12 protein-coding genes are annotated in these 12,604 nt (G+C 62.2%); 7 read left to right on the plus strand and 5 right to left on the minus strand.

Annotated features, from left to right (window positions below; genetic code table 11):
- Positions 1 to 77 precede the first annotated feature (77 nt).
- Positions 78 to 245, plus strand: a complete 168-nt coding sequence (locus BEN47_RS19970; RefSeq protein WP_083321958.1) for a DNA polymerase — start codon at positions 78 to 80, stop codon at positions 243 to 245.
- A 71-nt stretch (positions 246 to 316) separates the two neighbouring features.
- Here the strand turns inward: BEN47_RS19970 and BEN47_RS22400 are convergent, their stop codons facing one another.
- Positions 317 to 448, minus strand: a complete 132-nt coding sequence (locus BEN47_RS22400) for a hypothetical protein (protein WP_262489457.1) — start codon at positions 446 to 448, stop codon at positions 317 to 319.
- 150 nt (positions 449 to 598) lie between these two features.
- Between BEN47_RS22400 and BEN47_RS00485 the strand changes: the two genes are divergently transcribed.
- The 3 genes from BEN47_RS00485 to BEN47_RS00495 all read left to right on the plus strand — a co-directional run bounded on the left by BEN47_RS00485 (position 599) and on the right by BEN47_RS00495 (position 5,027).
- On the plus strand, positions 599 to 3,925 hold the full coding sequence (locus BEN47_RS00485; protein WP_070724250.1) for a S41 family peptidase: 3,327 nt from the start codon (positions 599 to 601) through the stop codon (positions 3,923 to 3,925).
- Between the two features lie 183 nt (positions 3,926 to 4,108).
- Entirely contained in the window at positions 4,109 to 4,531 is a 423-nt protein-coding gene (locus tag BEN47_RS00490; RefSeq protein ID WP_070724251.1) for a DoxX family protein, read from the plus strand.
- Between the two features lie 13 nt (positions 4,532 to 4,544).
- On the plus strand, positions 4,545 to 5,027 hold the full coding sequence (locus BEN47_RS00495; RefSeq protein WP_070724252.1) for a DinB family protein: 483 nt from the start codon (positions 4,545 to 4,547) through the stop codon (positions 5,025 to 5,027).
- Positions 5,028 to 5,149: 122 nt separating this feature from the next.
- On the opposite strand, the gene BEN47_RS00500 is transcribed toward BEN47_RS00495, so the two are convergent.
- The 4 genes from BEN47_RS00500 to BEN47_RS00515 all read right to left on the minus strand — a co-directional run bounded on the left by BEN47_RS00500 (position 5,150) and on the right by BEN47_RS00515 (position 8,954).
- Positions 5,150 to 5,590 carry a DUF3060 domain-containing protein gene (locus BEN47_RS00500; RefSeq protein WP_070724253.1) on the minus strand — a complete coding sequence of 147 codons (441 nt, stop codon included), beginning with the start codon at positions 5,588 to 5,590 and terminating at the stop codon, positions 5,150 to 5,152.
- A gap of 420 nt (positions 5,591 to 6,010) precedes the next feature.
- The gene (locus tag BEN47_RS00505; protein ID WP_239691448.1) at positions 6,011 to 7,039 is read right to left on the minus strand and encodes a hypothetical protein; all 1,029 of its coding nucleotides are present in this window, start codon (positions 7,037 to 7,039) and stop codon (positions 6,011 to 6,013) included.
- Between the two features lie 198 nt (positions 7,040 to 7,237).
- Positions 7,238 to 8,572, minus strand: coding sequence for a M56 family metallopeptidase (locus BEN47_RS00510; protein WP_125921424.1), 1,335 nt, complete (start codon positions 8,570 to 8,572; stop codon positions 7,238 to 7,240).
- Positions 8,550 to 8,954 (minus strand): BlaI/MecI/CopY family transcriptional regulator, encoded by a 405-nt coding sequence (locus BEN47_RS00515; protein ID WP_070724255.1) that lies wholly within the window; start codon positions 8,952 to 8,954, stop codon positions 8,550 to 8,552. The genes BEN47_RS00510 and BEN47_RS00515 overlap by 23 nt, the downstream gene beginning before the upstream one ends.
- 217 nt (positions 8,955 to 9,171) lie before the next feature.
- Between BEN47_RS00515 and treF the strand changes: the two genes are divergently transcribed.
- From treF to BEN47_RS00530, 3 genes are all read left to right on the plus strand, one after another.
- Positions 9,172 to 10,821: an alpha,alpha-trehalase TreF gene (gene treF, locus BEN47_RS00520; protein ID WP_083321960.1), complete on the plus strand. Its 1,650-nt coding sequence runs from the start codon at positions 9,172 to 9,174 to the stop codon at positions 10,819 to 10,821.
- 219 nt (positions 10,822 to 11,040) lie between these two features.
- Positions 11,041 to 11,850 carry a porin family protein gene (locus BEN47_RS00525; protein WP_083321961.1) on the plus strand — a complete coding sequence of 270 codons (810 nt, stop codon included), beginning with the start codon at positions 11,041 to 11,043 and terminating at the stop codon, positions 11,848 to 11,850.
- Between the two features lie 269 nt (positions 11,851 to 12,119).
- Positions 12,120 to 12,575: a DUF2147 domain-containing protein gene (locus BEN47_RS00530; protein WP_070724256.1), complete on the plus strand. Its 456-nt coding sequence runs from the start codon at positions 12,120 to 12,122 to the stop codon at positions 12,573 to 12,575.
- The last annotated feature ends 29 nt before the right edge of the window (positions 12,576 to 12,604 follow it).

The raw sequence follows: 12,604 nt of genomic DNA on the forward strand, positions 1-12,604 counted from the left end.
CCCGTTAAACTCCGCCGAAAGAGTCGCCAAGTACCACGTCTCCAGCACCAGACAGCTAGACAGCAAAACAAACCCGCATGATTCTGCAGGTGCACGACGAACTGGTGTTCGACGCCGTGCAGGAGGAAGTGGCCTACATCACCCCCAAAATCAAGGAGCTGATGACGACCGCGCTGCTGCTGCCCCGCGGCGTGCCGCTGGAAGTGGAAGTGGGCACCGGCCGCAACTGGCTTCAGGCGCACTAAGCCCGCATCTTTAAAAACCCAAAAGAGCCCGGAACGTCAGACGCTCCGGGCTCTTTTAGGTCTTTGGAAGGCTATTTCTTCTGGGTCACTTTGGTCTTGCCCGAAACTTTGTCTTTTACTTCGGTTTCATTCTTTTTCTCGTCGCGCTTGGTGGCGGGGTCGGTGTGCTTGGGGGTATTCGGGGTGTTGGTGGAATTAGACATGGCCGGGAGTGTGGTTGATGAAAAGATGCCGTCTTGTACGGCTGAATTGGTCGGACGACCACCATTTCGGAATTTATAATTCAACTGGTTTGGCAAATGGTGCCACTCATACGATGCCGTGTCGGGCGCTAACCTGTACCTTGGCATCCTATGAAACACCTTGTCCTTCTGGCCGCTGCGGCCCTGCTCACTAACTCTCACGCCTTCGCCCAGGCGCCCCCCGAAACCCTGCTGCTGCGCGAGCCCGCCCTGAGCCGCGACCGGCTGGCCTTCAGCTACGCCGGCGACATTTGGATAGCGGGCCGCGACGGCTCGAACCCGCAGCGGCTCACCGTGGGGCCGGGCGTGGAAACCAGCCCCCACTTCTCGCCCGACGGCCAGTTCATTGCCTACACCGGCGACTACGACCGCAACGCCGACGTGTACGTGGTGCCCGTGAGCGGCGGGCAGCCGCGCCGCCTCACCTGGCACCCCTCGGCCGAAACCGTGCGCGACTGGACGCCCGATGGGCAGCGCATCCTGTTCAGCAGCTCGCAGGAGGCGTATGCGCGCGGCCTGCAGCTGTTCACGGTGGCCGTGGGCGGCGGGCTGCCCACGCGCCTGCCGCTCATCATGGGCGAGAAGGGCAGCTACTCGGCCGATGGCCAGACCCTGGCTCACACGCACATCACCAACGCCACCACTACCTGGAAGCACTACCGCGGCGGCCAGACCGGCCCCATCTGGCTCACCAACCTGCAAACGCTGGCCACCGAGGAAATTCCGCACGAAAACGCCACCGACACCAGCCCGCGCTGGCTGGGCGGCAAGGTGTATTTCCTCAGCGACCGGGCGCGTACCAACAACGTGTTCAGCTACGACGTAGCCAGCAAAAAAGTGGAGCAGCTGACCCGCCACGCCGACTACGACGTGAAAGCCCTACACGGCTACGGCCCCGAGCTGGTGTACGAGCAGGCCGGGCGGCTGCACGTGCTGAACACAGCCTCGGGCAAAGTTACCGACCTGACCATCAGCATCACCCCGGAAGTGCTGGCCCTGCGCCCGCAGTACCGCCCGGTGGGCAGCATGGTGCGCACGGCCGCTATTTCGCCCACCGGGATGCGCGCCGTGGTGGAGGCCCGGGGCGACATCTTCACGGTGCCCGCCAAGAAGGGCGAGAGCCGCAACCTGACCCACTCCGACACCTCGCACGAGCGCTACCCTGCCTGGTCGCCCGACGGCACGCGCATCGCCTACGTGTCCGATGCCGGGGGCGAGTACCAGCTGCGGGTGCAGGACCAGCGCGGCATCACGCCCGCCGAAACGTATTCGCTGGGGCCGGCCTCGTTCTATTTTTACCCGCTGTGGTCGCCCGACAGCCGGAAAATTGCCTACACCGACAAAAAGCTCAACCTCTGGTACCTGGATTTGGCCTCGAAAAAGACCGTGCGGGTGGCCGCCGACGCCTTCGGCCCCATCCTCGGCGAGCCGGCCCTGGCCCCGGCCTGGTCGCCCGACGGGCAGTGGCTGACCTACTCGGTGCTGATGCCCAACCACCTGCGCACCGTGTACGTCTACCACCTGCCCAGCGGGCGCCGCGCCGCCGTGAGCGACGGCCGCAGCGACGCCACCGCGCCCGCCTTCAGCCGCGACGGCAAGTACCTGTTCTTTGCCGCCAGCACCGACGTGGGCCTGCGCACCACCTGGCTCGACATGACTTCCTACGACCGCCAGAGCAAGAGCACACTCTACGTGGCCGTGCTCAACCGGAAGGACGCCTCGCCCTTCGCCCCGCAGAGCGACGAGGAAAAGGACGCCGCCACCAAGCCCGACTCAGTGATAATCGGCAAGCCCGTAGGCAACCGCACGGCGCCCAAAGTGGCCCTCAAGGACCTCAAGCCCAAGAAGGAGGCGGGCGTAAAAGTGGTGATTGACACCGTTGGGCTGGGCCAACGCATTCTGGTGGTGCCAGGGTCCGCCGTGGGCGAGCTGAGCAGCGTGCGGGCCGCCGACGGCGACAAGCTGTTTTACCTCGAAGCCGTGCCCGCCGCCGCGCCGGCCGGCCCCACGGCCACGCCCGCCCAGCCCACCCAGCGCCTGCACCGCTTCGATATGAAGGAGCGTAAGGACGAGGTATTTATGGCCGAGCTGAACGGCTACGCCCTGAGCGCCGACGGCAAAAAGGTGCTCTACATGGCCCCCAACAACGCCTACGGCATCGTGGAAGCCGCCGCCAAGCCCGCCGCCACCGACGGCAAGCTCACCCTCACGGGCCTCGACGCCTACATCGACCCGCGCCACGAGTGGGCCCAGATGTTCGACGAAGTGTGGCGCCTGCAGCGCGACTATTTCTACGACGCCAACATGCACGGCCTGGACTGGGCCGCCACCAAGAAAAAGTACGCCACCTTCCTGCCCCACGTGGCGCACCGCGCCGACCTCAACTACCTGTTTGGCGAGATGATGGGCGAGATGGTGGTGGGCCACAACTACGTGAGCGGCGGCGACATGCCTGCCCTCACGGCCGGGCCCGTGGGCCTGCTCGGGGCCGACTACGAGGTGGCCAACGACCGCTACCGCTTCCGGCGCGTGTTCAACGGCGAGAGCTTCAACCCCGGTCTGCGGGCGCCCCTCACCGGCCCCGGCGTGGGCGTGGCGGCCGGCGACTACCTGCTGGCCGTGAACAACCGCCCGCTCCGAGGCACCGACAACGTGTACAGCTTCTTCGAGAACACCGTGGGCAAGCAAATCACCCTCACCGTGAACGACCGGCCCACCACGAAGGGCGCCCGCGAGGTGACGGTGGTGCCCGTGGCCAGCGAAGCCACCCTGCGCCGCATTGCCTGGGTGGAGGGGAACCGCCGCAAAGTGGACGAGCTGACCGGCGGCCGCGTGGCCTACGTGTACCTGCCCAACACCGGCGCCGAGGGCTACGAATTCTTCAACCGCTACTACTTCAGCCAGTTGGACAAAGAAGCCATCATCATAGACGAGCGGTTCAACGGCGGCGGCTTCGTGGCCGACTACATCATCGACCTGCTCAACCGGCCGCTGCTCAGCTACTGGGCCCCGCGCGAGGGCAAGGCGTTTACCTCGCCGGGCGCGTCCATCTACGGACCCAAGGTGATGCTGGTGAACGAGTACGCCGGCTCGGGCGGCGACGCGCTGCCGGCCTTTTTCCGGCGGCGCGGGCTGGGCACCATCGTGGGCAAGCGCACCTGGGGCGGCCTGGTAGGCATTTCGGGCTACCCGCCGCTGCTCGACGGCGGCAGCGTGACCTCGCCCAGCTTCGCCATCTACAGCCCCGACGGCAAGTGGGAAATCGAAAACGAAGGCGTAGCGCCCGACATCGAAGTCGACATCCTGCCCAACGCCACCCAGAACGGCGCCGACCCCCAGCTGGCCAAAGCCGTGGAAGTCATCATGGCCGACCTGAAAAAGCAGTCCTTTAAGCCCCTGCCCATTCCGACGCAGCGCCCGCTGCGCGGCCGGGAGTAGCGCAGATGGAGTAATGTCTCCACTGAAAAACGGTCATGCTGAGCGTAGCCGAAGCATCTCGCGTGTGGTAGTAAAATCAATCTATTGGATTGGTGGCGGCACGCGAGATGCTTCGGCTGTGCTCAGCATGCCCAATGTTTATTTGTTCTACAGTTTATTAGCAATCCCCCTCACCCGTCAGCCATGCCGCAACAACCCCACACGACTACCCTGCAAAACGTGACTCGTGGCCTGTTGGGTACCTTTATGGTGGTGGCCGGCACGGGGCATCTCACCTTTGCACGGCAGGATTTTCAGGCGCAGGTACCTGATTTTGTGCCGTTGGATAAGGATGCCGTGGTGCTGCTATCGGGCGTGGTGGAAATTGGGCTGGGGCTGGCGCTGCTCCTGATAAATGGCAAAAACCGGGTGCGCCTAGGGCTGGGGCTGGCGGTATTTTACGCGGCGGTGTTTCCTGGCAACGTGCACCAGTACACCCACCACCTTTCCGCCTTCGGGCTCGATACCGATGCCAAGCGGCTGGCCCGGCTGTTTTTCCAGCCCGTACTGATGGGCGCGGCCCTGTACTCGACCGGGGCGTGGCAACTATTGAAAAAGCAGAAATAGCGTTTGGAATTCAATGGACAGACCTAATCAGAAAGCCCTGCTGGCGGAGCTAACCAGCCTGCTCACCAAAGGCAACGCCCACGCCACCTTCGAAGAAGCCACCGCCGACCTCACGCCCAAAATCTGGAACCAACGCCTGCCCGATGTGCCCTACACCATTTGGCAGCTGGTTGAGCACATCCGCATCGCGCAGTGGGATATCGTGGAGTTCTCCATTGATGCCGAACACCAATCGCCAACATTCCCGGAGGGTTACTGGCCGGCTCCCGACGCTACCGCCGATGAAGAGCAGTGGCAGGCCGCCCTGGACCATATCCGGCAGCAGCGGCAGCGGTTTCTGCACCTGCTGCACGCGCCGGGTACCGACCTGCTGGCCCCGCTGCCGCACGGCACCGGCCAGACCATCCTGCGCGAAGCCCTGCTCATTGCCGACCACAACGCCTACCACGTCGGCGAAATCGTGCTGGTTCGGCGCCTGCTGAAGGACTGGGAATAGTCTCTCCGCACTCTTCGAGCAGTTTACAGGCTGGTATAGAGGTGCAAAGACGCCTAATTGCGTCTCGGCGTTGAGTGAAATCATCGGCTGTTGCTGCCGCAAGTCATCCACTGCCCTGCCCTTTATTCGGCTTTCGCTATCGTGTTGCCCTTGCCGATGTTGGTGACTTGGGGCTCGGTGCCGCGCCAGCGCACCGTGTTGTCATCGCCGGTCACCTGAATGGCCTCTACGTTCTCGAGCGTCACCGTATTGCGGCCGCCGATGACGTAGAGTTCCTTACAGCTCCCGGTGAAGGTGGCCTGATTGTCGTCGCCCTGCATTTGCACGTCCTGGCCGGTGCAGGCGCGCGTTTGCACCGATTTGTTACCCGTGATGGTAATCTCCGTTTCATCGCTGGTAACCACCGTTGACGCATCGCCTTTGGTCTCGATGCTCACGCCGGGCACCTCAATCTTCTGCGAATCGGCATCGGTCTGGACGATGGCGTCTTCTTTTGGCTGCGAGCACGCGCTCAGGGCCGCGGCCACTACCAAGCTCAGCAGCGCAAGTTGTTTCTGACTCATATATAGAGAGGGTTGGGAGAGCGAAACTTACGCAGAAAAACGCTTGAACAATGATGCCGAAAGCTTTTTCTGCGTCTATCTGCATTATAGTGAGAAGCCGCCTGGATTAAATCTGGAAATTAATCCAGGCGACAGAGAGCGGCACTGCTTTGCGTCTTCAAGCGTGCAGATTGTGCAGCGGCAAGCCCCCAGGCAGTGCGTCTCGACACTGGTCTCAATGCACGCCCGTTGCGGTGTCTAGGACGCCCAACCCAGATTAAAACCCGAGAAAAGCTTCTGCGTAGTGCCTTCTGGCATGTCGTCGATAAAGACGCCATTCTGGCGAATTTCTGAACAATTTCACTGGTTTTGCCCCGCATTAAGCCAATAAAAAAGGCCGCTGGAACATCCAACGGCCTTTTTTATCTAACGCGGCACTGTTTACTGGTACTGAATGTACAGCGGCGAGGGCTTCAGGGCGATGACCTCGGCGGGCGTCATGATGTGGTGGGGCTTGGGGCGGGCGTCGTACTCGTAAAACAGCTTGAAGCCCGTGTACTGCACCGGTTCGTTCACGATGTAGTGCTGGTAGGAGTCCTTTTTGAGCGTGGGGTCGCCGTGGCCATCCATGTGCATCACAATCTGCACGCGGGGGTCGAGCTTGATGTTTTTGTAGTTGGAAACCATTTTGCGCGTGAAGCGGTGCACGGTGAGCACCTTGGGCGGCAGCTTGTTTTCGCTCACGATGCGGGCCAGGAAGCTCACCGTAAAGTTGATGTCTTTGGCGTCGAGGGTGCCGATTTTCTGGTTGGGGCGCACGCCGGGCATGGTGGAGAGCGAAAACTCCGGGTCGATGCCCAGGTGCACGATGGGGTCTTTGAGGTAGGGCTCCAGCTTGGGCAGCTCGGCCGCGAGGGTGCTGTGGCCGGGCTGCACGTCCAGAAACAGAATGCAGTTGTGCTCTTTGGCCCAGCTGATTACTTCTTCGATGGTGGCTTTGGAGTTCATCAGGCGCCACTTGCCGTCTTTGCCGGCCGTGCCCTGGGCCGTGATGGTCACGTTGTGCAGGGCAGCCTGCACGCCCCGGCTGGGGTCGGCGGCGCGCCACTCGGCCAGCACTTTCTCAAACTTGCGGAACATCTGCTCCTTGGGCTCGCGGCCCAAAATACCCATGCCCTTCGAGCGGATGTTACCATAGAAGGCCACAATGCGCTTGCCCGGCAGAATGGCGCCCGGCAGCTGCCCGCTTTTCTTCATGATGGAATCGGCCAGCAGCGAGTCGCGGCGCATGACCATGGCCTGGAGCTGCGCCGAGTCGAGTGGCACGGGCTTGGCGGCAGCTTCGGCGGCGGCACCGGTGGGCGTTTCGCCCTCAGCGGGGCGGGTCTGGCAGGCGGGAAGGCCTGCGAAAGCCAGCAAACTCAAGGACGCAGCCACTACGGCGTGGCGCGGCAGGAAAGAAAATAACACGGAATAAATCGGAATTAGAAGGCCAATACTACCCGCAAGTTAACCCATTCTGAACGGTTGCGGCGGAGTGTAACGCAGAAAGGCCCCGGCCAAGGCCGGAGCTTTTCGGACGATTTCTCGGGTCAGCGCGCCAGAAAAAGCTGCGGGCGTTGGCCTTGGCTTCCCGGCAAGCGGCTATTTTGTGTTTACAAATCGCGCTTATATTTTGAACATGATGGGCACAGTGAAAGTGACGGCCACGGCTTTGCCGCCCTGGGTGCCGGGCGTGAAGCGAGGCAGCTTTTGCACTGCGGCAACCACGGCAGCATCGATTGCAGGGTCCAGACCTTTCACAATTTTTGTCCCTTTTACCTGCCCATTGCTATCAATGTAAAACGAGACAAATACCCGTCCTTCCTTATGGTCGGCCAAAGCCGATTGGGGATAAATCACATTGCGCTGAATGGCTTCTACAATGGCCTTGTTGCCACCCCCACCGGGTAGCTGCGGCATGTTCTCAACAAATGTGTACACCGGTGGCGACGACACAGGTTGTGGTGTTTGACCCATCGGGACCGGCGGAGGAGGCGGCGGGGTGCCCTGCCGCAACACGGCAGCGGGCTTGGGGCCCGGGCCGCCCTGAGCAGCCATGCGCCCACTGGCGACAATGATAAACAACGCGGCCACCAGCGGCAGCGCAAGCCACTGTTTCCAGCGGCGAATGGGGGAGGTTTTTTGTATCATGGCAATGCGACGTAAAGTTTGAGAATGGGAGAAAGAATGCGCAAGCGGAACGGAGAAACCCAAGCGGGTGGCCACTTGCCGAGCCAACAGGTGAGCGTAGGAACGAGTGGTTGAAAACGGAGCCGAGGCGTCGCCTAACAGCGCGGCTTCGTCGGCCAGATACTCATGGGTGAGGGCCAGGGCCCGGCCGCTCAGGTGCACGAAGGGGTTGAACCAGAGCGCCACGCGCAGCAGCTCCAGCACCAGGCGGTCGTAGGTGTGGCCCTGGCGCACGTGGGCCAGCTCGTGGCGCAGCACCTGGGCGGCTTCGGCGGCGCTCAGCGGCAGGGTTTCGTCCCAGAATATGGTGCGGCTAAAAGAGCTGGTGGGTAGCGCACCGTGGGTGCGCGCCAGCGTGTAGCCGTCGCACTGTTCGCGGGCCAGGCGGCGCGTGCTTTGCCACAGCCGGCCCAGCTCCCAGCCCAACTGCACCAGCATAAACACAGCGCCGCTCAGGTAGAGGGCCAGTGCCCAGAACGGCCAACCTATGCCGGTGGCCTCACTAGCGCTGGTGGCGTCGGCGCCCACTACTGCGGCGGGCAGCAGCACCGCCGTCACTCCGCTCAGCGCGCCTGGCTGCGTGCCCCAGCCCGCGGGCCATGCCAGCGGCAGCAGCGGCAAGCCTGCCGCCAGCACCGGCCCCAGCACCAGATAGGCGCGGTTGTAGGCAAAGCTGCGCTCGCCGCGCAGCAGCAATCGGTAGCAGAGCCACCACGCCCCCAGCAGCACCGTGCTGAGCAGCATCCAATTAAACAGGCTGATTGGGTTCATCGGAATCGGGATTTTGGGGTTCGGAGGCGTGGCGAAGCAACTCGTCGAGCTGGGCAGCATCGAGGTTTTCTTCTTTGGCGAAAAAGGAAACCAAGCGACTGAAGGAGTTGCCGAAGTGGCCGCCCAGTAGCTTGCGCAGCGAAAAGCGGCGGTAGTCGTCCTGCGCTACCAGCACGAAGTAGCGGTGCGTGCGGCCAAAGGCTTCGTGGTTGACAAAGCCCTTGGTTTCGAGGATGCGGATGATGGTCGAAACCGTGTTGTAGGCCGGCGCGGGGGCCGGCAGCTCGGCCAGCACGTCCTTCACGAAGGAAGGGCCGAGGCGCCAGAGGACCTGCATCACCTGTTCTTCGGCGCGGGTGAGTTCGGGAAAGGATGGGTCCATGAGTTGAAAGCGGTGGTATCAGGGTATTACAAACGTATAACTAAAATTTTAGTTTTACGACTAACACATTAGTTTTAGGCAAATTATTTTTCTTAATTCCCCTCCAAACGCACCGCATTACTCCCCGGCAACCAGTTGCGAAGCGAAAATCACACGAGCCACGTAAGAAGTAGCCAGCCCCCGGCGAACTGCTGGCCGGCTTCCTTTTTCCCCGCCCATGCTCAACCACTACTTCTGCTGCTTACTGGCCTCGCTGCCCTTGATGAGCAGTGCCCAGACGGCCCCCGTTGCGCCCCCCGCCACCCAGCCACCAGCCGCTACTGCCCCGCAGGCACCTGCCCGGCCCGCTTCGCCCCGGCAGCTGTTTCCGGGCTTGTTTGAAGCCGTGCAGCTGGGCCGCGTTTTCGCCGATGGCAAGACCTTCGTGGATGCCGTGCCCCGGCAGCGGCCCGCCACCATTCTCGCCGCCTGGAAACGGGAGAAAGCCCAGCCCGGCTTTCAGCTTAAAGCCTTTGTAGCGCGCTATTTCGAGTTGCCGGCCGACGGCGGGGTTCCCTTCAACAGTGACATAAAAGCCGGCCTGCGCCACCACCTCGACACGCTCTGGACGGTACTGGCGCGCCCCGCCGCCCCGGCCATCGACCCCACCGATTCGTTGGCGGCCTACAGCTCCCTGCTGCCCTTGCCCAAACCCTACCTGGTGCCGGGCGGCCGTTTCCGGGAGGTGTATTACTGGGATTCCTACTTTACGATGCTGGGCCTGGCCGAAGCCGGCAAAGGCCAGCTGCTGAAGGACATCACCGATAATTTCGCCTTCCTGATAAGTCGCTATGGCTTCATCCCGAACGGCAACCGCTCGTACTACCTCACCCGCTCGCAGCCGCCGTTTTTTGCCAGCATGGTGACGCTGCTGGCGCAGGAGCGCGGCAACAGCGAGCTGCTGCGCTACCGCGGCGCCCTGGCAGCCGAGTACCGCTACTGGATGCGCGGCGCCGAGCAGCTGAAGCCCGGCACGGCCGCCCGCCGGGCCGTGCGCCTGCCCACCGGCGCCGTGCTCAACCGCTACTGGGACGACAGCGACCAGCCCCGCGAGGAGTCCTACGCCGAAGACGTGGCCGCCGCCAAGCTGAGCAAGCAGCCACCCGCCCAGTTCTACCGCCACATCCGGGCGGCGGCGGCATCGGGCTGGGACTTCAGCAGCCGCTGGTTTCGGGCCGGGGGCGGCCTGGGCACCATCCAGACCACCGACATGGTGCCCGTGGACCTGAACTGCCTGCTCTACAACCTGGAGCTGACCCTGGCCGAAGCGGCCAAGCTGGCCGGCCAGCCGGCCCAGGCGCGGCTCTACACCACCAAAGCGGCGCAGCGCAAAGCGGCACTCCTGGCCCTGACCTGGGATACCAAAGCCGGCTGGTTTCAGGACTACAACTGGCGGCTGCGGCAGCGCTCTACGGTGCGCACGCTGGCGGGCGTGTTCCCACTGGCTTTCGGGCTGGCCTCATCGGCGCAGGTCGCGCGGGTTGGCACCACGCTCAAAACCAACTTCCTGAAGCCCGGCGGCCTGGTAACCAGCCTCAGCGAAACCAAGCAGCAGTGGGATGCCCCCAACGGCTGGGCGCCGCTGCAGTACTTGGCCATTGAGGGCCTCGCGCGCTACCAGCAGCAACCGCTGGCCGACACCATCGCCCGTCGCTGGATGGGCCTGAACCAGCGGGTGTTTGCCCAAACCGGCCAGCTGCTGGAGAAGTACGACGTGCTGCACCCCAACCGCAAAGCCGGCGGCGGCGAGTACCCGCTGCAGGATGGCTTCGGGTGGACCAACGGGGTGCTGCTGCGGCTGATGAACCGCTACCGGGTGGGGGAATAGGCCCAATCCCACAGATAGGCTCCCGGGCCGGTAAAGCCGCGCCATTAGGCAAAAAAAGGACTTTGCACAGGTTTGCTGGAGGGGAAGGCGGCGGTGGCGCAGGTACGCCCCACAGTTTGGCACGGTTTTGCATTACACCCTTGCATCGGCCCGCTAGCCGGGCGTTTGGCCCGGTACCCACGGGGCCTGCTTCTTTCACACCTTCCAATTCTTTTGGTCATGAAATTCTCACGCCTTTCGGGCGGCCTGGCCGCGGCTTGCCTTTTGATTTCTGCTGCTGCCACCACCGCTTCGGCCCAAGGTGCCCGCGACGCTTACGGCAACCCCAAAGCGGCCCCTTCGCCCCGCACTTCGGCTTCGGGCCAGCGCGCTCCGGTGCGCAGCCAGGCGGCTAACACGGTGTCGGCCGGCGCCAATTCTGCGGTTCGCTTTGGCTTCCGGGGTGGCCTCAACTTGGCCGATGTGCAAGGCGATGCCGTGAAAAGCTTCACTGAATTGGCCGGCTACGCTCCCGATGGTGCCATTACCAAGCAGATGCGCCCCGGCTTCTACGCCGGTGTGTATGCCACGCTGCCGCTGGGCCCCGGCTTCGCCATTGAGCCCGGCATCAACTACTCCGAAAAAGGCACCGTGCTCAAAGGCACCCTGCCCTTCCCCAAGCTCGATTTCCTGAACGCGAGGGTGACTGGCACGGCCCGCCTGGCTTATGTGGATGTGCCAGTACTGGCCAAAGTATTTGTGACGCCCGGCTTCTACCTCTACGCCGGTCCGCAGGCCTCGTTCCTGGTGAGCGGCAAGGCGCGGGTGCAGGCAGGGGCCCTGGGCATCAACGCCTACCAGGACGATTTCGACATCTCCAACCAGCTCCGCAAAGTCGACTTCTCGGCTGTGGGTGGCCTGGGCTACCAGTTTGAAAACGGCTTGGGCCTGAGCGCGGGCTACGACTACGGCCTGACGTCGCTGGACACCAATAACCGCTTCGATGCCCAGAACCGGGTGATTAAAGTGGGCGCCAACTTCTCTTTTTAAGCTGATTATCAGCCATTATAGTCCAGTTATCCATTTTCACATATTGTTAGTGTAAGCATCCGAGATATATTATCAAAAGGCCCCACCGCTGCAACGGTGGGGTCTTATTGGTATTCATAGCTGCAGGCACCACTGATTTTTGCCATGCTCTGCTCTTCACACAATGGCTTTTTTAACTCCATTTTAATGTTTTAGGGCGATACATAGCTGGGCCCCTGTCTATATTTGCTTTCAGTATATTTCCAATTTTTTTAATAAAAAATTCCACCATGACCAACCGTTTTCTAGCATTCTTCCTGCTGATTGGCCTTCTCGTAGGCGCATTATCGGCGCAAGCCGCTGCCAACCCCGACGCCGTGCTCGGGGTCTGGAAAAACGGGGAGGGCACCGGCATGATTCAGATTTTCAAGAAGGGTGACAAGTACTACGGCCGCCTCGTATGGCTGAAAGTGGCCAACACCCCCGAAGGCAAGCCCCGCACCGATGTGAACAACCCCGACGAAAGCAAGCGCAACGTGCTGCTCAAGGGCTTGGAAAACATGCGCGATTTCACGTATAAAGGCGATAATAAGTGGGAAGACGGTAAAATCTACGACCCCAAGAACGGCAACGACTACAGCTGCGAAATGACTTTGGTGGACCCCAACACCCTGGAGGTGCGCGGTTTCATCGGCGTGTCCCTCTTTGGGCGGACCGACGTGTGGAAGCGCCAGGTCAAAAAATAATAACCGCCTGCTGCTGAGTTAGCTCCCGA

Source organism: Hymenobacter lapidarius (assembly GCF_001816145.1).
Taxonomy (GTDB): Bacteria; Bacteroidota; Bacteroidia; order Cytophagales; family Hymenobacteraceae; genus Hymenobacter; species Hymenobacter lapidarius.